We start from the raw sequence: 21,476 nt of genomic DNA, 5'->3' as shown, positions 1-21,476 counted from the left end.
GCGTACCGTAGGAGGGACCGGGCGGGAGCGCCCGGGAGTCGGATCGGGCGGTGGAGCGTGCTGCGGAAGAAGCGGAACGGAACCGAGGTCTTCCGGATCACGGGGGCCCGGCTGGGCCTCGACGAGGACGTGCGCGGCCGGCAGCGCCGGTACGTGATCTCGATGGTGATCAGGACCCTGTCGGTCCTGGCGACGGTGATCCTGTGGAACGTGGAGCGCCATGTGGCGGTGGTGACGCTCGTGGCGGGGGCGCTGCTGCCGTACGTGGCGGTCGTCATCGCGAACGCCGGGCGGGAGTCGGCGCCCAAGCTGCCGTCGAACTTCATCCCCTCACCTGTGCGTCCGGCACTGGAGGCGGGAAACCTCAGGAACAGCTCAGATCAATCATGAGGTTCCGGTGCACCGCACCGGGTCCTGCGTGACATACTGCCTACGCGCTCCGCATCCCCCGTCGGAGCGACGGACCGACGCCGGGCAGCTCCCCCCGTGGCTGCTCGGCGTCGCCTTTTCCCGGGGTCGGTTTGTAGGGTTGTGCCGTGATCACCCCTGACGCGCCCGGCGCCCCCGATGTCCCCACCTGCTCCGCCAAGGGCTGCCGTGCCGCGGCCGTCTGGGTGCTGGCCTGGAACAACCCGAAGCTGCACACGCCGGAGCGGCGCAAGACGTGGCTCGCCTGCGAGGAGCACCGGGAGCACCTGTCGCAGTTCCTGGGGGTGCGCGGCTTCCTCAAGGACGTGGTGGCGCTCGGCGAGTGGGTGCAGCCGGAGGGCTCGGAGCGGCGCTGAGGCCGCCTGGCGCCGGCAGGGGAGGGCGTTCAGCCGCCGATCGCGGACATCGGGCGGTCGGGCTGGAGGAAGGAAGGGTCGTCGAGGCCGGAGCCGGCCTTCTTGCCCCACATCGCCGCCTTCCACAGGCCGGCGATCTCCTCGTCGGTTCCTCCGGAGCGCAGGGCGCCGCGCAGGTCGGACTCCTCGGTGGCGAACAGGCACGTCCTGACCTGGCCGTCGGCGGTGAGCCGGGTGCGGTCGCAGGCGCTGCAGAAGGGCCTGGTCACGGAGGCGATGACTCCCACGGTGGCCGGACCGCCGTCGACGAGCCAGCGCTCGGCGGGGGCGGAGCCGCGCTCCTCGGCGCCTTCCTCGGTCAGGGTGAACCGGGTGCGCAGGGACTCCAGGATGTCCCCGGCGGTGATCATCCCGTCGCGCTTCCAGCCGTGCTGGGCGTCCAGCGGCATCTGCTCGATGAAGCGGAGCTCGTAGTCGTGGGCGAGGGCCCAGGCCAGCAGGTAGGGTGCCTCGTCGTCGTTGAGGCCGGGCATCAGGACGGCGTTGACCTTGACGGGCGTCAGGCCGGCCTCGCGGGCGGCGGCCATTCCGTCGAGGACGTCGCGGTGGCGGTCGCGGCGGGTGAGGGCCTTGAAGACGTCGGGGCGCAGGGTGTCCAGGGAGACGTTCACCCGGTCCAGCCCGGCGGCCTTGAGTGCGCGGGCGGTCCGCGCGAGGCCTATGCCGTTGGTGGTCAGCGACATCTTCGGGCGGGGCTCCATCCCCGCGCACTGCTCGACGATGCCGACGAGGCCGGGGCGCAGAAGGGGCTCGCCTCCGGTGAAGCGGACCTCGGTGATGCCGAGGCGGGTGACGGCTATGCGGATCAGCCGGACGATCTCGTCGTCGGTGAGCAGATCGGACTTGCCGAGCCATTGCAGGCCTTCTTCGGGCATGCAGTACGTGCAGCGCAGGTTGCACCGGTCGGTGAGCGAGACGCGCAGGTCAGTGGCCACGCGGCCGTACGTGTCGAGAAGCACTGTGGGCCCCCTCCCCTGTCCGGTTCGTAGAGGTGTGCGCCGCGTCGGGTGGAGGATGCATGCGCTCGTTGTCGAGCCTACGCGAGAGAGGTCACGCGGCGGGATACCCGATCGAACGAGGTACGGCGCGGCCGTGTCGTAGGGACGTACGACACGGCCGCGCCGGGTGGGGGCGCCCGCTCCGCCGGGCGGCGGTCAGTGGGCCCCGGTGCCGGTCAGGGAGCGGACCTCCAGCTCGGCGAACTTCGCCGGGTCGGCCTTCTCCTTGGACAGGACGGTGCCGAGCCAGCCGAGGAGGAAGCCCAGCGGGATGGAGACGATGCCGGGGTTCTCCAGCGGGAACCAGTAGAAGTCGGCTTCCTTGAACATCGAGGTGGGCTTGCCGGAGACGACCGGGGAGAAGAGCACCAGGACGACGGAGGAGACGAGGCCGCCGTAGATCGACCACAGGGCGCCGCGGGTGGTGAACCGCTTCCAGAAGAGGCTGTAGAGGATCGTCGGCAGGTTGGCGGAGGCGGCGACCGCGAAGGCGAGCGCGACGAGGCCGGCGACGTTGAGGTCGCGGGCGAGGGCGCCGAGGAAGATCGCGGCGGCGCCGATGACGACGGTGGACCAGCGGGCGGCGCGGACCTCCTCCTGCTCGGTGGCCTGCCCCTTGCGGATCACGTTGACGTACAGGTCGTGGGCGAACGACGAGGACGAGGCGAGGGTGAGGCCCGCGACGACGGCGAGGATGGTGGCGAAGGCCACGGCGGAGATCACGGCGAGCAGGACGGCGCCGCCGGTGGAGCCGGCGCCTCCGCCGAGTTCCTGGGCGACGAGGGGGGCCGCGGTGTTGCCCGCCTTGTTGGAGGCGATGATGTCGGTCCGCTCCAGCAGGGCGGCGGCGCCGAAGCCGAGGGCGATCGTCATCAGGTAGAAGGCGCCGATGATGCCGATGGCCCAGTTGACGGACTTCCGGGCGGCCTTGGCGGTGGGGACCGTGTAGAAGCGGATCAGAATGTGCGGCAGGCCGGCGGTGCCGAGGACGAGGGCGATGCCGAGGGAGAGGAAGTCCAGCTTGCTCGTCGCGTCCTGGCCGTACTTGAGGCCCGGTTCGAGGAACGCGGCTCCCTGGCCGCTGTTCTCGGCGGCCTTGCCGAGCAGCTCGGAGACGTTGAAGTCGAACTTCAGCAGCACCAGGAAGGTGATCAGCAGGGCGCCCGCGATGAGCAGCACGGCCTTGATCATCTGGACCCAGGTGGTGCCCTTCATGCCGCCGATGGTCACGTACACGATCATCAGGACGCCGACCAGGGCGACCACGGCGATCTTGCCGCCGTCGCTGGTGATGCCGAGCAGCAGCGAGACGAGGACGCCGGCGCCGGCCATCTGCGCGAGCAGGTAGAAGATCGACACGACGATGGTGGAGGTGCCGGCGGCGGTGCGCACGGGCCGCTGGCGCATCCGGAAGGCGAGGACGTCGCCCATCGTGTAGCGGCCGGAGTTGCGCAGCGGCTCGGCGACCAGCAGCAGCGCCACGAGCCAGGCGACGAGGAAGCCGATGGAGTAGAGGAAGCCGTCGTAGCCGAAGAGGGCGATGGCGCCGGCGATGCCGAGGAAGGACGCGGCGGACATGTAGTCGCCGGAGATGGCCAGGCCGTTCTGGAAGCCGGTGAACTGGCGGCCGCCGGCGTAGAAGTCGGCGGCGTCCCGGGTCTGCCGGCCGGCCCAGACGGTGATGATCAGGGTGGCGACGACGAAGAGCCCGAAGAGGGTGATGATCAGCGGCCGGTGGTCGCCGGCGCCGGAGGCGAGCACGGGGGCGGTGGCCGCCGCGAGGTCGTGGGTGCTCATCGGCCGTTCTCCATCCGCGCCTTGATGGCGTCCGCCTTGGGGTCGAGCTTCGCGGCCGCGTGGCGCGCGTAGAGCCAGGCGATCAGGAACGTCGTGGCGAACTGGCCGAGGCCGAGCACGAGGGCGACGTTGACGTTCCCGAAGAGCCTGGTCCCCATGAAGCCGCCGGCGTAGTTCGACAGCAGCACGTACAGCAGGTACCAGGCGACGAAGGCCACGGTCAGCGGGAAGGCGAAGGAGCGGTGGGAGGTGCGCAGGGCGGCGAACTCGGGGCTGCGCTGGACGGCCTCGAACTCTTCGGCGGTGGGGCTTGCCGGGGACGTTCCCGCGCCGCCCGGGGGCGGTGCTGCTTCGGTGGTCACGGGGGGCTCTCCTTGTGACGCGGGTGCAGTGGGGACGGACAAATCAACCTCCGGGTGGGGAGCGGGCGTGCCGTTCCCCCCGACAAGGGCACGTACCGCATGCTGCGGCGGTTCAACTCCGCCGGATTCTTTGGAAACTGATTCCTCGAACGGATGGCGCAAAGGCGAACACCGGCATTAGGTTCACCTGTCATGAACCCGTCGTCCTGCGCGACCGCGCGCGGACGACTTTTTCACGGATGATGTGGAGAACCCATGGCTCATCTGGGATCCGGCCGTCGGCGCCTCGCCGTTCCGGTCGGCCTGGCCCTCACCGCCTCGCTCGCCTTCCTGCCCTCGGCCGCGGCCTCCGCCGCCCCGCTGGGCACCACGGCGGACACCGCGGCGGCGGAGCAGACCACCGGCCCGAAGCTGTCCTACGTGGCGAACCTGACCGCGTACGGCACGGCGAAGCAGGCGAAGAAGGCCATCGAGCGCGCGGGCGGCACGGTGGTGACGTCCTACGACCAGATCGGCGTGGTCGTCGCGCACTCCCAGAACCCCGACTTCGCGAAGACCCTGCGCGCCCAGCGCAGCCTGTTCGTGTCGGTCGGCGCCACCCGCACGGCCCCCCTCACGGCGGCGAAGACCACCGACGAGGGCGCCACCCAGAAGCTGAGCGCGGCGGACGCCGCCAAGGCCGCCGCGGCGGCGCAGACGGGTCAGGAGCCGCTGGAGCCCAACCAGTGGGACCTGCGGGCGATCAAGGCCGACCAGGCGCACAAGATCAACGATGGCAGCCCCGACGTGACCGTCGGCGTCATCGACACGGGTGTCGACGACACCCACCCCGATCTGGCCCCGAACTTCGCCAGGTCCCAGTCGGCCAACTGCGTCGGCGGTGTCGCGGACACCTCCGAGGGCGCCTGGCGCCCGTACCCGGACGGCAGCGACCACGGCACCCACGTCGCCGGCACCATAGCCGCGGCCCGCAACGGCGTCGGCATCACCGGTGTGGCGCCGGGCGTCAAGGTCGCCGGCATCAAGGTGAGCGAGCCCGGCACCAGCCTCTTCTACACCGAGGCGGTCGTCTGCGGCTTCATGTTCGCCGCCGAGAAGGGGATCGAGGTGACCAACAACAGCTACTACGTCGACCCGTGGCTCTACAACTGCAAGTCGGACAGCGACCAGGGCGCGCTGGTGGAGGCCCTCACCCGGGCCACCCGCTACGCCGAGCGCAAGGGCGTCCTCAGCGTCGCCTCGGCCGGCAACTCGAACCACGACCTGGCGGCCGACTCGATCCTCGACGACTCCAGCCCGAACGACACCACCCCCGGCCCGCGCACCATCGACCCCAGCACCTGCCTGGACCTGCCGACGCAGCTCCCCGGCGTGGTGACCGTCAGCGCCACCGGCGACAAGGGCCTCAAGTCGTACTACTCCAGCTACGGCCTCGGCGTCGTGGACGTGGCGGCCCCCGGCGGCGACAAGTGGCAGGTCCCGGCCACCCCCGACGCCAACGGCCGCGTGCTCTCGACGGTCCTCGGCGGCGGCTGGGGCTACAAGCAGGGCACCTCGATGGCCGCCCCGCACGTGGCGGGCGTCGCAGCGCTGCTGAAGAGCGCCCACCCGAACGCCACCCCTTCCCAGCTCCAGCGCATGCTGAAGTCGCAGTCCACCAAGGCGGACTGCCCGGCCCAGGTGTACGACGCCTCGGGCAACCTGGTGGACGCCGCCACCTGCCAGGCCAAGTGGGGCCAGACGGGCTACTACGGCGCCGGCGTCGTGGACGCCCTCAAGGCCGTGAAGTAACACCGCCCGCACCGCAGGCGGCGGAGGGGCCGGCCGGGATCACTCCCCGGCCGGCCCCTCCGGCCGTCCCGCCCCGGCCAGGCCCGTCCGGCGGATCAAGGGGCGGACAGGCCGCGGCGTCCGGTGCCTCGCAAGGCGCGGGAGGGTCGACAGCAGGAGCTAACGGGGCACTTCGGCAACGCGGCGAGGTGCCGTGCCGGACGCCCCGGCCCCGGCGAGGACCCCGGCGGCCAGCAGGTACTGGGCCGCCGAGTAGGTCGCCATGATCCAGAAGTCCGGGCGGGGCGGCTGCGGCCAGGCGGCCACCCCCGTCGCGATCAGGGTGTCGGAGAGCAGGAACAGGGCGCCGCCGAGCCCGGCGCGCGGGCCGAACGCCCCCGAGCGGAACGCCATCGCGGTCAGCAGCAGGCTGTAGCAGGCGACGGGGATCCGCAGGTCGGCCGGCAGGTCGCCCCACAGCAGCCCGACGGTCCCGACGAGCGCGGCGGCGTACGCGGCCCCCAGCCACGGGTGCGCCCTGCCGCGGCGGAAGAGCAGGAGGTAGCAGACGTGCCCGGCGGCGAAGGAGCCCATGCCGGCCAGGAAGGCGGGCTCGGCGTCGAAGAGCAGGGCGACGTCCCCGCCCCAGCCGAAGATCAGCGCCGCGACCAGCAGGCGGGGGCCGCGGCGGGTGAGCACGCACGCGGCGAGCAGCGGCATCAGCAGCGGCTTGGCGAGGATGTGCCCGGTGTCCCAGCCGGCGAGCAGCGAAGCGAGGTCGGCGGCCGCGGCGGCGGCGAAGGCGGCGAGCAGCAGGCGCCCGGTGCGCTCCCGGCCCCCGGTGCCGCCGGCCGGGCCGGGCCGCGGGCCCCGCTCCGCTCCCCCGGGCGCCGCGGCGCGGCCGGAGGGGGCGCTCACGCGGCCCGCTCGGGGGCGGGTGACGGTGCGGGGGCCTCGGCGGCGGGCTCGGCGGGCGGCGCGGCAGGCTCGGCGGGCGGCGCGGGCGGCGCGGGCTGCCAGCCCGGGCCGCGGAAGACGCGCCCGGCGCGCTCCCGCCAGGTGCGGGCGGCGCGCACGTCGCGGGCGATGGCGGCGTACTCGTGGGTGGCGACCCGGAGCGGGTTGTAGGTGGAGATGTTCTTCGTCAGCCCGTAGACGGGCCGCTCCTCCTCGCCGACCCAGGAGCCGAACATGCGGTCCCAGACGATGAGGATGCCGCCGAAGTTGCGGTCGAGGTAGCCGCCCTGCGAGGCGTGGTGCACACGGTGGTGGGAGGGCGTGTTGAAGACGTACTCGATCGGCCGGGGCAGCTTCCCGATGCGCTCGGTGTGGACCCAGAACTGGTAGGCGAGGTTGATGCCGTAGCAGAAGGGGATCGCGGCCGGGTGCACGCCGAGCGCCACCATGGGCAGGTAGAACCACCAGGTGGTGGCGCTCGTCCAGGGCTGGCGCAGGGCCGTCGTCAGGTTGAAGCGGCGGCTGCTGTGGTGGACGACGTGGCAGGCCCACAGGATGCGGACGACGTGGTGGCTGCGGTGCTGCCAGTAGTAGAGGAAGTCCTGGACGAGCAGCATCAGCAGGACCGTCCACCACAGGAACGGCACGCGCAGCGGGGTGAGTTCGTAGACGGCGGTGAAGACGGCGACGACGGGGATCTTCCACAGGAGGTCGAAGCCGATGCTGCCGAGCCCCATGGCGATGCTGGTGGCGGCGTCCTTGGCCTCGTACCCGGCGGCGTCCTCGTCGGGATGGAGGCGGTAGCTCACCGCTTCGATGACGGTGAGCAGCACGAAGGCGGGTATGGACCACAGCACCACATCGGGCAGGTTCGGCATGTCGGCACCATAGAGGCGCCCTCCGGGCCGCCGCTAGAGGTTGTTACCGATCGGTATCCATCGGAGTTACCGGCGGTTCGCGACGGGGGCTGCGGACGCCCCGGACCGGCCTCCCCGTCAGCCCCGCGACGGGCCGAGGGGCTGACGGGGCGACAGCAGGCCGGGCTCCGCGGAGGCGGACGGGGCGCGGCCGCGTGGGCCGGGGTGTCGGCGGGGGCCGATATCCTCTGTGACCATGCTCGACGACCGTACGACCGCAGAGACGACGTGGCCGGCCGCGTACCCCACCGGGTACGCGGTCGTCGACGTGGAGACGACCGGCCTCGCCCGCGACGACCGCATAGTCTCCGCCGCCGTCTACCGGCTCGACGCGCAGGGCGACGTGGAGGACCACTGGTACACGCTGGTCAACCCGCAGCGGGATCCCGGGCCGGTGTGGATCCACGGGCTGACCGGCGACATGCTCCGGGACGCGCCCCTCTTCGCGGACATCGCGGAGGAGTTCGCGAGCCGGCTCGAAGGCCGGGTGCTCGTCGCGCACAACGCCATGTTCGACTGGCAGATGATCGCCCGCGAGTACGCGCGGGCCTCCGCGGCCGTCCCGGTCCGCCAGCGGCTGTGCACCATCGCCCTGTCGAAGGAGCTCGACCTCCCGCTGCCCAACCACAAGCTGGCCTCCCTCGCCGCGCACTTCGGGGTGGTCCAGCAGCACGCGCACCACGCCCTCGACGACGCCCGCGTCCTCGCCGAGGCGTTCCGCCCCTCGCTGCACGCGGCGGCCGCCGGAGGGGTGCGGCTGCCGCTGCTGGAGTGCCGCCCCCTGACGGAGTGGTCGGACTCCCCCGCCTCCCCGCGGATCGGCCGGCAGGCCTCGTACCGGGGTTCGGGCTGGCGTCCCTCGCGGAAGCGGCCGGCATGCCCGCACCCCAACCCGGGGCGCTTCGAGGACGGCAAGCCGCTCAAGCAGGGCATGCGGGTCGCCTTCTCGGGCGACACCTCCGTCGACCGCGAACTGCTGGAGGACCGCGCCGTCGAGGCCGGCCTGCACGTCGCGACGAGTGTGTCGCGGCTCACGAGCCTGCTCGTGACGAACGACCCCGACTCGGCGACCTCCAAGGTCGCCAAGGCGAGGGCGTACGGCACCCCCGTGGTCGACGAGGCGGCCTTCGCCCAGCTCCTGCGGGACGTGGCTGCGGCAGACGGGTGAGCGTCCGGCGACTCGCCCCGCGCCCGCTTCCCCGGCCCGCCCCGCGGACCCACCCTGTGGCGCATGGCACGTTGTGAGGTCTGCGGAAACGATTACGGCATGTCCTTCGAGGTGCACGCGCAGGGCGCGGTGCACGTCTTCGACTGCTTCGCCTGCGCCATCCACCGCATGGCGCCCATCTGCGAGCACTGCCGGGTCCAGATCATCGGGCAGGGCGTCGAGGTCGAGGGCCAGTGGTTCTGCGGGGCGCACTGCGCCCGCGCGGAGGGGAGGGTGGGCATCGTCGACCGCGTGTGACGTTCGCGGCACCGGGGCCCCGGACGGCCACCCGGCCGCCGGGGCCCCCGCCGCTGCGGGTACCGTCGGGGGCGTGTACCGCTTCGTGCTGACCCGGCAGTGGGTGTCCCTCACCCTCGTCGCCCTCGTCCTCATCCCCGTGATGGTCAAGCTCGGGTTCTGGCAGTACCACCGGCACGAGCACCGGGTCGCGCAGAACGGGCTGATCGAGGCGAACCTGGCCGCCGAGCCGGTGCCCGTGTCCTCCGTCACCTCGCCCGGCCACCGCGTGCCGCGGGCCGACTGGTGGCGGGCCGTCACCGCCACCGGCACGTACGACACCGCGCACGAGGTCGTGGTCCGCATGCGGACCTCCAACGACGACCGGCTCGGCTTCCACGTCCTGACCCCCCTCCTGCTGGCCGACGGCCGGGCGGTGCTCGTCAACCGCGGCTGGGTGCCGGGCGGGGCGGACTCCCGGTCGCACCCGCAGGTGCCGCCGCCGCCCGCGGGCGAGGTGACCGTCACGGGCCGCCTCAAGGCCGACGAGACCAGCGGCGGCAGCGGCATCAAGGACCGCAAGGGGCTCCCGGACCGCCAGGTGATGCTCATCAACAGCGGGCAGCAGGCCGAAGCGCTGGGCCGGCCCGTGCTGGGCGGCTACCTCGAACTGACCGGTCCGCTTCCGGCCGACGGCTCGCCGCAGGGCATCGGCGACCCCGACCACGACTCGATCGGCGCCCACATGGCGTACGCCGTGCAGTGGTGGCTGTTCGCGGCCGGGGTCCCGGTGGGCTGGGCGGTCCTGGTGCGGCGCGAGCGGCGCGACCGGGAGGCCGCCGCCCGGGCCGCGGCGGAGACCGCCGGGCGGGAGACGGCCCCGGCGGCGTAGGGTCTGCCGCATGGATCTTGGACTGAAGGACCGCGTCTACATCGTCACAGGCGCCACCCGCGGGCTCGGCCTCGCGGCGGCCCGCGAGCTGTCGGCCGACGGCGCGAAGGTCGTGCTGACGGGCCGGGACCCGGAGCGCGCCGCCGCGGCCGCGGCCGGACTCGGCGGGAACGCCGTCGGCGTCGGCGCCGACAACGCCGATCCCCAGAGCGCCGCCCGGCTCGTCGCCGCGGCGAAGGAGCACTTCGGCCGGCTCGACGGCATCCTGATCAGCGTCGGCGGCCCGGCGCCCGGCACGGCCGCGGACAACACGGACGAGCAGTGGAGCGCCGCCTTCGACACGGTGTTCCTCGGCGCGGTGCGGCTCGCCCGGACCGCCGCGGCCGAACTCGGCGAGGGCGGCGTCATCGCGTTCGTCCTGTCGGGCTCGGTGCACGAGCCGATCCCCGGACTGACCATCTCGAACGGGCTGCGGCCCGGCCTGGCGGGCTTCGCGAAGTCGCTGTCCGTCGAACTCGGGCCGAAGGGCGTCCGGGTCCTCGGCCTGCTGCCCGCCCGGATCGACACCGACCGGGTGCGGGAGCTCGACGAGCTGTCCGGGGACGCCGCCGCGGCCCGCGCCGCGAACGAGGCCCGCATCCCGCTGGGGCGCTACGGCACCCCGCAGGAGTTCGGCCGGACCGCGGCGTTCATGCTCTCGCCCGCCGCCTCCTACCTGACGGGCGTCATGCTGCCGATCGACGGCGGCTTCCGGCACGGCTTCTGACGGGCCGGCGCCCGGGGCGCGCCCACCGGGTCTCCCGTACGGTGTGCGCGCCGTGTGTCAGGCGACCCGGCGGGCGCGGTGCGCCGGCACGCGGAAGCGGGCGTCCGCCGACAGGCCGGGCAGCCCGGAGGAGGCCCGCGCCCGGCCGAGGACGGGCCCGGCCAGCGCCGCCAGCACGTCCGCGGGAACGGCGTGCGGCTCCAGGTCGAGCAGGAACCGCAGGACGGGGCCGCCGCGCCGGCGCCGCAGGGAGACCCTGCACCGGGCGACCCCCTCCAGCGCGCCGGCCTCGGCGGTCACCGCCTCCTCCAGGGCCCGGCCGCGCAGCAACGCGAAGGCGCCGTCGCCGGTGTCGACCGCCACCGACGGCAGCCGCGACCTCCGCAGCTGGGACAGCAGCCACCACAGTGCGAGCAGGACGCACACGGCGAGGCCCGCGAAGACCGCCCACTGCGTCCAGCCCTCGGCAGGCCAGAGGCGGTTGCGGGTCGGCGCGGCCAGCAGCGGCCGGTACCGCCCGCCGAGCGGCGGCGCGGCCGCGAAGACCACCGCCGAGGCGGCGAGGAGCAGCAGCCCGGCGAGGCCGAGCAGGATCCGGTTGACCGTTCCGAGCACCGGCCTCACCTCTTCCCGGCCGCGGCCCGCGCGACCCGGACCCGCGGGTGCGGCGGCTGAGCGAGGCCCAGTTCCCCGATGCCGGCGCCGAGGGCCCGCTCCAGGTCGGCCCGTACCTCGTCCAGTTCGCGGAAGTGCGAGGCGGCGGCCACGGAGACGCGCCGCCGGCGGACCCGGACCCGGACGGACCGCACCCCCGGCACCTCCATGACGCGGTCGCGGAGCACCCGGGCGGCGTCCCGGCGGCCGATCCCGGCCCGGACCTCCCCCGCAGGTCCCCGGTCCGCGTCCTTCGCCGCCTCCGGTTCCGGTTCCGGTGCCGGATCCGGCGCCGGGGGCAGCATCATCAGCACGCGGCGCAGCCCGGGGGCCAAAGCCAGCACCAGGAGGACGGCCCCGATCGCGGCCAGGACGCCGGCGGCGACGAGCACCTCGGGGTCGGCGGGCACGTACCGGTCGAGGGCGTCCGCGACGCTGTGGCGCCACTGCAGGGCGGGCCGCCCGGCCCGTACGGCGGCCAGGTCGTACAGGAGGAGGCCGGCCGCGGCGAGCAGGACGAGCGCGAGGAGCGCGGCGGGGAGCCGCCGCGACGACCGGAACCGCCGGACCGGCCGCGCCCGGACCGGCGGAGCGGGTGCCGTCACCGCGGCTTCCCCCGCAGGGCGGCACCCGGCGTGCCCGGCGGGTGCAGGTGCTCGATGTCGATGTCGACCTCGGGGACGGACATGGCGGCGCACTCCTCGATGCGGCGGACGACCCGGCTGCGGACGGCAGCGCACTGGGCGCCGAGGTCGGAGGGGTAGCCGAGCTCCACGCTGATGCGGACCCGCGCGACGTCGTGGTGGACGGTGACCGTGGCGTGCGGGGCGGCGGGCCGCTCCCGGCCCGCTCCCCGCGTCCGGCCGTCGGGGTCGCCGGCCAGCGCCTCGCGCGCGGCCTGGGCGGCGATCTTCGCGATGACCCGGTCGGCGATGTGGGTCGCCCCGCGCTCGGCGGGCGGAACCGGCGGCGGCATCGGCCGCGGGGTGCTCACCGGGGCCCCCTGCCGCGGTCGCGGGGCCGGAAGAACTCACCGGGATCGAGGTCCCCGTCCAGGAACCGCCCGGCGACGAAGCCCACCGCGCCCAGGGCGGCGACCAGCACGAACGCCCCGAAACCGCCGAAGTATCCGGCGAAGGCGAGGGCCATGCCGGCGAAGAGGCCGACGACAGCCATCCTCATGCGGCCTCCCTCCTACTGGATCCGGGGTTCCGGCTCGTCATCGGGGTCGTCGGGCAGTTTGACGTCGCTGACCGCGATGTTGACCTCGACGACCTCCAGGCCCGTCATCCGCTCGACGGACGCGATGACGTTCTCCCGGACGGCGCCGGCGACGTCGCGGATGGCCACGCCGTAGTCGACGACGATCTCCAGGTCGAGGGCGGTCTGAACCTCGCCGACCTCGGCTTTGACGCCCCGGGTGACGGACTGCTTGGTCCCGCCGGGGACGCGGTCGCGGACGGCGCCCAGGGTGCGGGCCATGCCGCTGCCCATGGCGTGGACGCCGTCGACCTCGCGGGCCGCCATTCCGGCGATCTTCTCGACCACGCCGTCGGCGATGCTCGTACGGCCGCGTTCCGCGGGTGCGCGCGCGGCGCCCCCGGCTGCGGATTCACTCATCGCAGATCCTTTCGGACGGATTGATCCCCTTTGCACCACGGTAAGCGCGGTGGCGTGAGGGCGCTCCGGGAACTGCGCCGGCCGGGTCGGCGGGCGGCCCCGGCCGGGGTGCGGGGCCGTCCGCGGGCGGATCGGATCAGTCGGAGAGGCCGGCCAGGTCGCGCAGGCGGCGGGCCTGGGCGGCGCGCTCGGCGGCGCGCTGGTCGTCGTAGCCGCGGGACTGCGCGTCGCGCAGCAGGGCCTTGGTCTCGATGACGGCGTCGCGGGGCGGTGCGACGAGGGCCGTGGCGAGGTCCTTGACGGCGGCGTCGAGTTCGTCCGCGGGCACGACGAGGTTGGCGAGCCCGATCCGCTCGGCCTCCTCGGCGTGCACGAAGCGGCCCGTCGCGCAGATCTCCAGCGCACGGGCGTAGCCGACGAGCGAGGTCAGGGGCCGGGTCCCGGCCAGGTCGGGCACGAGCCCCAGGCTGGTCTCGCGCATCGCGAACTGCACGTCGTCGGCGACGACGCGGAGGTCGCAGGCCAGCACGAGCTGGAAGCCGGCGCCGATGGCGTGGCCCTGGACGGCGGCGATGGAGACGATGTCGTTGCGCCGCCACCAGGTGAACGCCTCCTGGTATGCGGCGATGGTGGAGTCGAGCAGCTCGTCCGACCCGCGTGCGAGGTCGAGGAAGGACGGTTCGCCCTCGAAGCCCTCGGGGGTGAACGCCTGCCGGTCGAGCCCCGCGGAGAAGGACTTGCCCTCACCGCGCAGTACCACGACCCGGACGGTGCCGGGCAGAGACCGTCCGGCCTCCGTCAACGCCCGCCAGAGCGCAGGGGACTGGGCGTTCCGCTTGGCCGGATTGGTCAGTGTCACCGTGGCGACGGCGTCGTCCACGGTGAGCCGTACGCCGTCCTTGTCGAGCAGAGCCATCTGTGTGCCTCCGGTGTGCAGTCGGCCGCGGTGTCGGCCTAAGTGACTGCACAGTAACCACCCGGTCGGCCGTTCGACCGGCCGGGGGTCACCGAAGGAACCGCGGTGCAGGCAGCCAGTGCTGCGGCCTGGGCGCCGCCGGTCCGGACCCCGGACCTGCGGCCGGGGTCGCTCTTCAGATCGAAGTCGCCTTCTTGCCGCGCGTCGCACCACCGCGGCCGCGCAGCACGACTCCGGACTCGCTGAGCATCCGGTGGACGAACCCGTAGGACCGGCCCGTTTCCTCGGCCAGCGCCCGGATGCTCGCACCGGAGTCGTACTTCTTCTTCAGGTCTGCCGCGAGCTTGTCGCGCGCGGCGCCGGTCACCCGGCTGCCCTTCTTCAGAGTCTCGGCCACCCGTGCCTCCTCATGGGAAGTGCGCTCTGGTCTTCTCATGATCACCCCTCCCCGGCTTCCTGGCCACCCATTCAGCAAGGTCGGTACGACGGCATTTCCCGGGCCGTGGACGCCCGAGCAGAGCGGAATCCTTGCTTCCGCCGCATGACGTCCGTCACATCCGCCCGGCAGCGCAAGGAATCTCCAGGTCAGCGGTGCCGCACCGGAAGAACGAAGCCCCGGCGCGGCGCCGCGGGCGGCGCGGCCGGGGCCGTCTTCCAGAGCGCGGCGGTACGAGACCGTCTCACTCAGATGATGGAGAAACACCTGGGCCGAATGATCGACAAGGAACTGGATCAGCCCGCGGCGGGGGGTCAGGCGAGGGCGACGAGGTCCCGGTAGTCCGGCCCCCACAGGTCCTCCACGCCGTCCGGGAGCAGGATGATCCGCTCCGGCTCCAGCGCGTCGACCGCGCCCTCGTCGTGCGTGACGAGGATGACGGCGCCCTTGTAGGTGCGCAGTGCGCCGAGGATCTCCTCGCGGCTGGCCGGGTCGAGGTTGTTCGTGGGCTCGTCGAGGAGGAGCACGTTCGCCGAGGACACGACCAGGGTCGCGAGCGCGAGGCGGGTCTTCTCGCCGCCGGACAGCACCCCGGCCGGCTTGTCCACGTCGTCGCCGGAGAACAGGAACGAGCCGAGCGTCTTGCGGACGTCGACCAGGTCCAGGTCGGGCGCCGCGGAGCGCATGTTCTCCAGCACCGTGCGGTCCGGGTCGAGGGTCTCGTGCTCCTGCGCGTAGTAGCCGAGCTTCAGGCCGTGGCCGGGGGTGACGGCGCCCGTGTCGGGCTTCTCGGCGCCCGCGAGCAGCCGCAGCAGCGTGGTCTTGCCGGCGCCGTTGAGGCCGAGGATGACCACGCGGGAGCCCTTGTCGATGGCCAGGTCGACGTCGGTGAAGATCTCCAGCGAGCCGTACGACTTCGACAGGCCCTCGGCGGTCAGCGGGGTCTTGCCGCAGGGCGCCGGGTCCGGGAAGCGCAGCTTGGCGACCTTGTCCTGGGCGCGCACGGCCTCCAGGCCGGACAGCAGCCGGTCGGCCCGCTTGGCCATGTTCTGCGCGGCGACCGTCTTGGTCGCCTTGGCGCGCATCTTGTCGGCCTGGGCGTTGAGGGCCGCGGCCTTCTTCTCCGCGTTCTGGCGCTCGCGCCTGCGGCGCTTCTCGTCGGCCTCGCGCTGCTGCTGGTAGAGCTTCCAGCCCATGTTGTAGACGTCGATGACCGAGCGGTTGGCGTCGAGGTAGAAGACCTTGTTGACGACCGTCTCGACCAGGTCGACGTCGTGGGAGATCACGATGAAGCCGCCGCGGTACGTCTTGAGGTAGTCCCGCAGCCAGATGATCGAGTCGGCGTCGAGGTGGTTGGTCGGCTCGTCGAGGAGCAGGGTGTCGGCGTCCGAGAAGAGGATCCGGGCGAGCTCGACGCGGCGGCGCTGGCCGCCGGAGAGGGTGTGCAGGGGCTGGCCGAGGACGCGGTCGGGCAGGCCGAGGGCGGCCGAGATGGTCGCGGCCTCCGACTCGGCGGCGTACCCGCCCTTCGTGAGGAACTCGGTCTCCTGGCGCTCGTACTGGCGCAGGGCCTTCTCGCGGGTGGCGCCCGAGCCGGTGGCGATCCGGTCCTCGTTCGCGCGCATCTTGCGCAGCAGGACGTCGAGGCCGCGGGCGGAGAGGATCCGGTCGCGGGCGAGGACGTCGAGGTCGCCGGTGCGCGGGTCCTGCGGCAGGTAGCCGACCTCACCCGAACGGGTGATGGAGCCGGCGGCGGGCTGCCCCTCCCCCGCGAGGCACTTCGTCAGGGTGGTCTTGCCCGCTCCGTTGCGGCCGACCAGGCCGATGCGGTCGCCCTTGGCGACGCGGAAGGAGGCGGACTCGATGAGGATGCGGGCGCCGGCGCGCAGCTCGATGCCGGTGGCGGTGATCACGGAAATGCTCCAGAGCGGTGGGAACGGCGGAAGGGGGCGGGGGAACGGGCTTCGACGCCGCTAATCCGCGAGGAGATTTGCCATGGGAGTCAGTCTACCGGGGGTGCGCAACCACTTTTCGGGCCGCCGGCCCGGCGGGCGCACGCCCAGGCGCGGCGCGGCCCAGCCCGGCGCGGCCCGAGGCGTCCCGGCGCGGCGCGGGCAGCACGGCGCGGGCAGCACGGCGCGGGCCGCGCGCCCGCGGCGGCGAGACGCCGTCGGGGGCGGGGGTGGGTGACGGGGGCTTCGGGGCCGCTGCGCGGAGCCGGTTCCCCTCCCCGCCCCTTTTCCCGAAACCGCGGGCTCCGCCCCGGCCCCCGGACGGGCGTTTCCGCAGCCGCGGGCCGGCCTGAACGGGCGCTCCGCGCCCGTGCGCTCAAACGCCGCGCAGGCTTGGCAACGCCCCGTCGGCCGCATCAGGCCGACGCCGGCCTCATCCGGCCGCTCCCTCGCCCGACGCCGGGCAGATCCAGACGCCGCCGGGCAATCCAGCCCCGCCGGCGCTTGAGGCGCGGGGCATGGGGCAGCGCCCCCGAAACCACCCACCACCGGACACCGAACCCGAACAGCGACCCCGTCCGGCCCCGCCGGCGCTTGAGGCGCAGGGGCACGGGGGCTGCGCCCCCCGAAACCACCCACGGCCGGGGAGCCGGAGACGAACGGCGGCCACCCCTGGCCCCAGGCACGGGGGCAGCGCCCCCGGAGCCGTCCGCGGGCGGGTGGCCGGAAGCGGCGGGCACCGCTGGGGGCCTGGGAGGCGGCGGGTTATTCGCCGCCCGTGTGGACCTGGAACGCGGCGCGGCGGACCGCCTTGGCGAGGGCCGGGTCGGGGTGGGCGGCGGCCAGGGCGACAAGGACCTGCACGGTGCGGGGGTGGCCGACGGCACGCACCTCCTCCAGCAGCCTCGGCACGGTGGTCCGCACGGCCGAGTCCAGGTGGCGGGCCAGCAGCTCCGCCTCGCCGTGGTCGGCGATGGCGGCGGCGGTGTCGACCCAGAGCCAGGTGGATTCCTCGGCGGTGAGCACGTCCTGGGCCTCGTCGGGGTCGACGCCGTCGTGCTCGGCGAGCCAGAGGAGTGCGTACGGGCGCAGGGCGGGCTCCCGGGCCGCGGCCCGGACCTCGGGTTCGGCGGGGGCGCCGACGACGCGGAGCGCCTCGAAGGCGAGGCCGCGCAGGAGGGCGTCGTCGCCTCGGGCGGCGTCGAGGAGTTCGGCGACGGCGTGGCCGACGGGCCGGGCGGCGAGCCAGGCCCGGTATTCGGCCCGGGCGGGGCCGGGGGTCAGGCCGGCGCAGCCGTGCAGCATGGCGGCGGCGGACTGCTCGATGTTGCCGGCGGGGCTCTGCGCGGCCACGCAGATCTGCTCGAGCTTGACCCAGACGGCCCAGCTGCCGAGCGGGGTCAGCGAGGCCTGGGCGGGGCCGAGGGCGACGGCGTCGACGGCGGCGAGGCCGCCGAGGGCCCAGCGCAGCAGCCGGGCGAGCGGCCCGGGTCCGGCCGCGGGGCCGGGTGCGGCGTCCGCGGCGCCGGGGGCGGCGGTGCTGTCGGGGGCGGGCTGGGGGCCGTAGGGGACCTCGCACCGCTCGTCCCGCAGTTCGGTGACGCGCTGCCCGAGCAGGTCCAGCAGGTCGGGGACGGTGACGGGGCCGGCGGACAGCTGGAGCAGGGAGAGCAGCTGGGGCATCGCCTCGACCACCTCGGCGACGACCGCGGGCGCGATGTCGGCGGGGGCTGGGTGCACCAGCGACCAGGCGTCGAAGAGGGCGACCCAGCCGCGCAGCACGGCGGTGTCGTCGCGGTCCCAGGCGCGCAGCCGCCAGCCGGGCCGGGCGTGGCCGCCGTGGACCTCGACGAGTCCGGCGAGGCGTGCGCGGTCCCAGCCGGCCCGGATCTGCCCGTGTGTCAGCCGCAGTTCGGCGGCGGCCCGTTCGACGTCCGCGGCGGGCAGTGCGCCTGCCGGTGCGGGCCGGTTGCCGTCGCCCGCGCCGAGGTTGGCCTCGGCCCAGCGGGCGAGCCGTACGGCGTCGGCGAGGGACGCCCGCGCCCGGTGGGCGAGTTCGGCCGTGCCGGGGGTGCCCGCCGGGGGGCGGGGGGCCGGCCGGGTGCGCCGGTCGGTCACCGCCTTGCGGGCGGTGGCGACGGAGCGCGGGGAGACGAGTCGGAGTCTGGAGTCGCGAACCAACTGCTCATCAGGCTTTCGGGACGTCACGGAGGAAGTCTCGCCCGTCACCGGCCGAAAGCCCAAACGGAACCAGCTGTTATCGGCGGTCGATACCAGATCAAAGCAGGCATATGCCTCGTCGTGGTGCCCGTATGGCCCGGGATCCGGTGACCTTTCACATCACGGCGGTGAGCGGTTCACGCGGGGCGCCGGGCGCCCGTCACATGAGCGGGGTGAGGAAGCGCCGCAGGGCCTCCTCGTACCGCTCGGGGTCGGCGTTCCACATGGCGCCGTGCGGGGCGTCGGGAACGGTGCGGAGGGTGACGAGGTCGGGGCGGGCGGCGGCGAGCCGGCGCGACGGCTCCCACGGGGCGATCGTGTCGTCGGGGCCGTGGAAGAGGAGGACGGGGACGCGGAGGGCGCCGGGGTCCTCCCCGGGGGCCCGGCGCCCGGCGCGGAGTCCGGCCCGCCCTTCGGCGGCGCGCACGGCGAGCGGCAGCAGGGCGGCCGGGGTGTGGCGGGCGGCGGCCAGCGCGCGGAGGGTGGCGTGCCAGTCGAGGACGGGCGAGTCGAGGACGAGCCCGCTGATGCGGTCGGCGAGCGCGGAGCGCTCTGCGGTGTGGAGGGCCATGGCGGCGCCGGTCGACCAGCCGTGCAGGATGACGCGGCGGGCGCCGTAGCGCAGGGCGTAGCGGATGGCGGCGTCCACGTCGCGCCATTCGGATTCGCCGAGGTGGCCGAGGCCGTCGGGGGAGGCCGGGGCGCCGAGGTCGCCGCGGTAGGCGAGGGCGAGGACGGGCAGGCCCAGCCGGTGCAGGGAGGGCATGACGACCATGGGGTGCTCGCGTCCGGCGCCGAGTCCGTGGACGGCGATCACCCAGGTGGCACGGGGCCCGGGCACGAACCAGGCGGGCATGCCGCCGAGCTCGCCGGGGATGTCGACGTCGGCGTGTTCGAGGCCGAGCGCGCTGCCGGGGTCGCCCAGGTGGACCTGGGGCGTGAGGACGACGCGGGTGCCGGGGTCGAGGCTGCCGTGGGTGACGGCGAGGAGCCGGCGCACGACGGTGTCGGGGTCGCGTTCGGCCTCGTCGAGGACCTCGCCGACGACGGCGTGGACGCCGGGGGCGGCGAGCCCGTAGGTGCCGGGGCGCAGCGAGGCCAGCGAGCGGGTGAGGGCCACCGAGCCGGGGGCGGTGGAGTGGACGCTGAGCCGCGGGCCGCCCGGGAGGGGGCGGCCGGGGGCGGGCCGCAGGGCGGCGTCCGCGGCGAGCCGGCCCGCCGCTACCGCGGCCGCGCCGGCACCGAGGAGGGTGGTCGCGACGGCCGCTGCCGTCACCGTGGCGGTACGCACCGCTCCAGTGTCGGACCGGGTGCGCGGGCCGGCCACCGGAGGGCTCCGTGAGGGGACGGAAGCGGAATGTGATCGCGGGCGGGCGGGCGGGCGCTCGCGCCGCCGTCCGCACGGGGTTCCGGCCTGTGAGGTGGATCACTTGCGGAGGGGTTTGGGAACCGGCGGAGGGGCTGCGCGGGACGCCCGGAGGGACTCGTTAACCCCGCTTTGACGTGCATTAATCGGGATACGTCCGCCTAATAGGGGAGGAACAGGCCGCTCCGGAAGCGGCCTCGTACATCGCACCGCCCGTGTCAGTTCATCTTCCGTTCACCCAGGTTGCCTACGGTCGCCGTGCCACTGACGCCAAACAGAAGCCTGGGTAAATGGAGCACATAACGCTTCTCCTCGGGATCGTGATCATCACCGCTCTCGTGTTCGACTTCACGAACGGTTTCCACGACACAGCCAATGCGATGGCGACCACCATCTCGACCGGCGCCCTCAAGCCCAAGACGGCGGTGGCCATGTCCGCCGTGCTCAACCTCGTCGGCGCGTTCCTGTCCGTGGAGGTCGCCAAGACGATCTCCAAGGGCCTCGTCAACGAAGAGGGCATCCAGCCGGAAGTGATCTTCGCCGCGCTCGTCGGCGCGATCCTCTGGAACCTTCTGACCTGGCTGGTCGGACTCCCCTCCAGCTCCTCCCACGCCCTGATGGGCGGTCTGATCGGTGCCGCGGTCGCCTCGGCCGGCCTCGGCGCCGTCAACGGCGGCACGCTCGTCACGAAGGTCCTCCTCCCCGCGATCGCCGCGCCGATCGTCGCCGGCGTCGCCGCGATGCTCGCCGCCAAGGTCACGTACAAGCTCGGCGCCAACGTCGGCGAGAAGACCTCCGCCAAGGGCTACCGGGCCGGGCAGATCGCCTCCGCGGGCCTGGTCTCCCTGGCGCACGGCACCAACGACGCGCAGAAGACGATGGGCATCATCACCCTGGCGCTCATCGCCGGCGGCGCCCTCGCGCCCGACGCCGACCCGCCGGTCTGGGTCATCGTCTCCGCCGGCCTGGCCATCGCGCTCGGCACCTACCTGGGCGGCTGGCGCATCATCCGCACCATGGGCAAGGGCCTGACCGACCTCCAGCCGCAGCAGGGCTTCGCCGCGCAGACCTCGGCCGCCGCCGTGATCCTCGCGTCCTCGAACCTCGGCTTCTCGCTCTCCACCACCCACTCCTGCTCCGGTGCGGTGATGGGTGCCGGCCTCGGCCGCAAGGGCGGCGTGGTCCGCTGGTCCACCGCCACCCGGATGTTCGTCGCGTGGGGCCTGACCCTGCCGGCCGCCGCGCTGGTCTCGGCGCTCGCCGAGCTCGTCATGCGCAGCGGTGACATCGGCATCGCGGCCGTGACCGTCTTCCTCGTCGGCTCCTGCCTGGCCATCTGGCTGGTCTCCCGCCGCCAGGTCGTCGACCACAACAACGTCAACGAGACCGACGCCGAGGAGCCGGGCGTGGTCACCACCGCCATCGCGGCCGTCGCCGTCCCGCCGGCCGGCGTCGCGGCCGACGCGGGCACCGACCTGAAGGCCACCATCCCCGCCCCCGTCGCCCACGCGGCCGGCGAGACCCCCGCGGCGCCCGCCGCCGCGGTCTGATCAGAGAAGGTTCA

The 21,476-nt window shown here is 73.9% G+C and carries 23 protein-coding genes; 8 read left to right on the top strand and 15 right to left on the bottom strand.

Annotation, left to right across the window (positions count from 1 at the left end; translation table 11 throughout):
- Positions 1-57 precede the first annotated feature (57 nt).
- Both ACZ462_RS21085 and ACZ462_RS21080 read left to right on the top strand, forming a co-directional pair.
- The gene (locus ACZ462_RS21085) at positions 58-390 is read left to right on the top strand and encodes a DUF3099 domain-containing protein (RefSeq protein WP_467809936.1); all 333 of its coding nucleotides are present in this window, start codon (positions 58-60) and stop codon (positions 388-390) included.
- Positions 391-536: 146 nt separating this feature from the next.
- Positions 537-785 carry a hypothetical protein gene (locus ACZ462_RS21080; RefSeq protein ID WP_114057013.1) on the top strand — a complete coding sequence of 83 codons (249 nt, stop codon included), beginning with the start codon at positions 537-539 and terminating at the stop codon, positions 783-785.
- A 29-nt stretch (positions 786-814) separates the two neighbouring features.
- On the opposite strand, the gene moaA is transcribed toward ACZ462_RS21080, so the two are convergent.
- The 3 genes from moaA to ACZ462_RS21065 form a co-directional block, all read right to left on the bottom strand.
- Positions 815-1,804, bottom strand: coding sequence for a GTP 3',8-cyclase MoaA (gene moaA, locus ACZ462_RS21075; protein WP_467809935.1), 990 nt, complete (start codon positions 1,802-1,804; stop codon positions 815-817).
- A gap of 195 nt (positions 1,805-1,999) precedes the next feature.
- The gene (locus ACZ462_RS21070; RefSeq protein ID WP_467808787.1) at positions 2,000-3,640 is read right to left on the bottom strand and encodes a solute symporter family protein; all 1,641 of its coding nucleotides are present in this window, start codon (positions 3,638-3,640) and stop codon (positions 2,000-2,002) included.
- The gene (locus ACZ462_RS21065; protein ID WP_467808789.1) at positions 3,637-4,002 is read right to left on the bottom strand and encodes a DUF485 domain-containing protein; all 366 of its coding nucleotides are present in this window, start codon (positions 4,000-4,002) and stop codon (positions 3,637-3,639) included. Before ACZ462_RS21065 ends, ACZ462_RS21070 begins: the two co-directional genes overlap by 4 nt.
- A 255-nt stretch (positions 4,003-4,257) precedes the next feature.
- Here ACZ462_RS21065 and ACZ462_RS21060 point away from each other — a divergent pair, with 255 nt between their 5' ends.
- A complete protein-coding gene (locus ACZ462_RS21060) occupies positions 4,258-5,793 on the top strand; it encodes a S8 family serine peptidase (protein ID WP_467808790.1) in 1,536 nt (511 codons plus the stop codon).
- Between the two features lie 159 nt (positions 5,794-5,952).
- Here ACZ462_RS21060 and ACZ462_RS21055 read toward each other — a convergent pair whose 3' ends face one another.
- A complete protein-coding gene (locus tag ACZ462_RS21055) occupies positions 5,953-6,690 on the bottom strand; it encodes a lysoplasmalogenase (protein WP_467808791.1) in 738 nt (245 codons plus the stop codon).
- Positions 6,687-7,607 (bottom strand): sterol desaturase family protein, encoded by a 921-nt coding sequence (locus ACZ462_RS21050; RefSeq protein WP_467808793.1) that lies wholly within the window; start codon positions 7,605-7,607, stop codon positions 6,687-6,689. Before ACZ462_RS21050 ends, ACZ462_RS21055 begins: the two co-directional genes overlap by 4 nt.
- A 235-nt stretch (positions 7,608-7,842) precedes the next feature.
- Here ACZ462_RS21050 and ACZ462_RS21045 point away from each other — a divergent pair, with 235 nt between their 5' ends.
- The 4 genes from ACZ462_RS21045 (at position 7,843) to ACZ462_RS21030 (ending at position 10,748) form a co-directional block, all read left to right on the top strand.
- Positions 7,843-8,814 (top strand): DEDDh family exonuclease, encoded by a 972-nt coding sequence (locus ACZ462_RS21045; RefSeq protein ID WP_467808794.1) that lies wholly within the window; start codon positions 7,843-7,845, stop codon positions 8,812-8,814.
- A gap of 63 nt (positions 8,815-8,877) precedes the next feature.
- Positions 8,878-9,111 carry a hypothetical protein gene (locus ACZ462_RS21040; protein WP_114057021.1) on the top strand — a complete coding sequence of 78 codons (234 nt, stop codon included), beginning with the start codon at positions 8,878-8,880 and terminating at the stop codon, positions 9,109-9,111.
- 73 nt (positions 9,112-9,184) lie between these two features.
- Positions 9,185-9,982, top strand: coding sequence for an SURF1 family cytochrome oxidase biogenesis protein (locus ACZ462_RS21035; RefSeq protein ID WP_467808795.1), 798 nt, complete (start codon positions 9,185-9,187; stop codon positions 9,980-9,982).
- A gap of 10 nt (positions 9,983-9,992) precedes the next feature.
- Positions 9,993-10,748 (top strand): SDR family oxidoreductase, encoded by a 756-nt coding sequence (locus ACZ462_RS21030; RefSeq protein ID WP_467808796.1) that lies wholly within the window; start codon positions 9,993-9,995, stop codon positions 10,746-10,748.
- 57 nt (positions 10,749-10,805) lie between these two features.
- Here the strand turns inward: ACZ462_RS21030 and amaP are convergent, their stop codons facing one another.
- The 10 genes from amaP to ACZ462_RS20980 all read right to left on the bottom strand — a co-directional run bounded on the left by amaP (position 10,806) and on the right by ACZ462_RS20980 (position 19,837).
- Positions 10,806-11,363: an alkaline shock response membrane anchor protein AmaP gene (gene amaP / locus ACZ462_RS21025; RefSeq protein ID WP_467808797.1), complete on the bottom strand. Its 558-nt coding sequence runs from the start codon at positions 11,361-11,363 to the stop codon at positions 10,806-10,808.
- A gap of 5 nt (positions 11,364-11,368) precedes the next feature.
- Positions 11,369-12,007 (bottom strand): DUF6286 domain-containing protein, encoded by a 639-nt coding sequence (locus ACZ462_RS21020; protein ID WP_467808799.1) that lies wholly within the window; start codon positions 12,005-12,007, stop codon positions 11,369-11,371.
- Entirely contained in the window at positions 12,004-12,378 is a 375-nt protein-coding gene (locus tag ACZ462_RS21015) for an Asp23/Gls24 family envelope stress response protein (protein ID WP_467808834.1), read from the bottom strand. Before ACZ462_RS21015 ends, ACZ462_RS21020 begins: the two co-directional genes overlap by 4 nt.
- Before the next feature lie 14 nt (positions 12,379-12,392).
- Positions 12,393-12,584, bottom strand: coding sequence for a hypothetical protein (locus ACZ462_RS21010; protein ID WP_467808800.1), 192 nt, complete (start codon positions 12,582-12,584; stop codon positions 12,393-12,395).
- A 12-nt stretch (positions 12,585-12,596) separates the two neighbouring features.
- Positions 12,597-13,022, bottom strand: a complete 426-nt coding sequence (locus ACZ462_RS21005; protein WP_467808801.1) for an Asp23/Gls24 family envelope stress response protein — start codon at positions 13,020-13,022, stop codon at positions 12,597-12,599.
- 136 nt (positions 13,023-13,158) lie between these two features.
- Entirely contained in the window at positions 13,159-13,938 is a 780-nt protein-coding gene (locus ACZ462_RS21000; protein WP_467808802.1) for an enoyl-CoA hydratase/isomerase family protein, read from the bottom strand.
- Between the two features lie 175 nt (positions 13,939-14,113).
- A complete protein-coding gene (locus ACZ462_RS20995; protein ID WP_361087662.1) occupies positions 14,114-14,335 on the bottom strand; it encodes a helix-turn-helix domain-containing protein in 222 nt (73 codons plus the stop codon).
- 353 nt (positions 14,336-14,688) lie between these two features.
- On the bottom strand, positions 14,689-16,287 hold the full coding sequence (locus ACZ462_RS20990; protein WP_467808804.1) for an ABC-F family ATP-binding cassette domain-containing protein: 1,599 nt from the start codon (positions 16,285-16,287) through the stop codon (positions 14,689-14,691).
- Positions 16,288-17,091: 804 nt separating this feature from the next.
- A complete protein-coding gene (locus tag ACZ462_RS20985; RefSeq protein WP_467808805.1) occupies positions 17,092-18,534 on the bottom strand; it encodes a hypothetical protein in 1,443 nt (480 codons plus the stop codon).
- Positions 18,535-18,706: 172 nt separating this feature from the next.
- Entirely contained in the window at positions 18,707-19,837 is a 1,131-nt protein-coding gene (locus ACZ462_RS20980; protein WP_467808806.1) for an alpha/beta hydrolase family protein, read from the bottom strand.
- Positions 19,838-20,202: 365 nt separating this feature from the next.
- Between ACZ462_RS20980 and ACZ462_RS20975 the strand changes: the two genes are divergently transcribed.
- The gene (locus ACZ462_RS20975; RefSeq protein WP_467808808.1) at positions 20,203-21,462 is read left to right on the top strand and encodes an inorganic phosphate transporter; all 1,260 of its coding nucleotides are present in this window, start codon (positions 20,203-20,205) and stop codon (positions 21,460-21,462) included.
- The last annotated feature ends 14 nt before the right edge of the window (positions 21,463-21,476 follow it).

It is taken from the genome of Streptomyces sp. NPDC031121 (genome assembly GCF_055570615.1).
The sequence above is the reverse complement of the archived record's forward strand: the minus strand, read 5'-3'. Positions and strand labels throughout refer to the sequence as shown.